Genomic DNA, 1,613 nt, shown 5'->3' with positions numbered 1-1,613 from the left:
ACGAGATTTAAATTTATAAATTAGCTTTGCTTAACTATATATAGTTTAAATAATAATTAAAGCAATATTTTGTAGAATTTTGAAGTTGAAAAATAAAAGGGAAGTAAATTTGAAAAATATTACAACTATTATATTGATTTTGGCAGCTGGATTGATACTTTATATAATCTTAACTTCGCCATTTTTAAATCCATCTCATAAGCTTTATGAATATACAACTATTGTTAAAAACGATAAAATGATGATTTTAGATACAAATATTACTGTTAGTAAAGGCGATTTGTTCGTATCTGATGAAAAATATTTTGATTTTGATTTGATTTGTTTAAAAGACGATAAAACAAAATGCAAAAACGATAAAATAGTAATAAGTGTAGAAATAGCACCACTAAACAAAAAGCAAAATGAGTGGAAATATTTCAAAGGCAATGATACAAGTTTATACTACGAAAACGCAAGAATATTAAATGCTGATAAATTTAGCATTATTGCAGATCTTTCCAAATATAATTTTTCAAATAAAATGCACGAAAGTTTTAAAAAAATTACAAGAATTGAGCTATCAAAAGGCAAATATAATATAAAAGTAAATTTGCTCGAATACAAAAAAACTGATATTTCAATGGTATATTTAAAAATCAACGAAAAATGGAAAAAACAATTACTGACATTTTAATTTAAAGGATAAAATATGGCGACATATACACTTACTATAAATATAGAAGCAGCTTTGACAGCACACATAGGAGATAGTGGCAATACTAGTATTTCACCAGCTGGACATATGTGGTATAGTGTGCAAAAAGACAATGAAAAACCAAAAGAATTTGGTTTCGCTTCTGTTAGCGGTAAGCCATTTGATAGTGGCAGAATTGCAACAAATGATGGACAAGCTTATGTCGGAAATCCAGCGTATTCTAGGACTATTGAAATTAGTGAAGAACAATATAATAAACTATTAAACTCACCAAGTGGTTTTAATACTGATAAATACGATGTTGTAGCTAATAATTGCATTAGTTTTACTTGGGAATCTTTGAAAAATGCTGGTTTTGAGACCAGTGATTTTAAAGGTGCTTTTTATCCAGAACAAAATTCTAAATATATTGATGAATTATTTGATAATCCAAGCAAATTTAAAGACAATGCAGAAAATCAGTATAATAAATATCCAACTTCAATTAATGAATTAGGAAAAACTCCACCAAATAATTATCCAGCACAAATTTTAGATAGCATTAAGGTGGCTATAATAGCAGAAGTTGGGCTTGGTATTTATGGCTGGGAAAAAATGTTTGATTTTTTAGGTAATGAACTTAATAATTTCCTAGACTTCATCGCCCCACAATGGATAAAAGATATTATTGCTCAGCTCTACGACCCACTCGCACTTGATTTAGACGGAGACGGGGCGATTTCGCTTATAGCTGATAAAACAGGCTCAGTTTATTTCGATCACTATTGCGACGGTGTAGCATTTAGAAGCTCTTGGGTTTCTCCAAATGATGGAATTTTGGTATTTGATAGAAATAATAATGGTTTGATTGATAACGGCTCAGAACTTTTTGGAAATTTCACTCCACTTTCAAATAGCACAGCAAATTCAAATTTAG

At 29.2% G+C, this 1,613-nt stretch carries 1 protein-coding gene and 1 pseudogene; both read left to right on the top strand.

Going from position 1 to position 1,613, the window contains the following annotated elements:
- Positions 1-109 precede the first annotated feature (109 nt).
- Complete coding sequence (locus tag F1B92_RS08430; protein ID WP_195836335.1) at positions 110-676, top strand: hypothetical protein; 567 nt, start codon at positions 110-112, stop codon at positions 674-676.
- A 15-nt stretch (positions 677-691) separates the two neighbouring features.
- Positions 692-1,613: pseudogene (locus tag F1B92_RS08425) on the top strand (hypothetical protein); the annotation flags it as partial.

Source organism: Campylobacter portucalensis (assembly GCF_009690845.1).
Lineage (GTDB): Bacteria > Campylobacterota > Campylobacteria > Campylobacterales > Campylobacteraceae > Campylobacter_B > Campylobacter_B portucalensis.
This window is presented reverse-complemented; position numbering and strand designations above follow the sequence as displayed.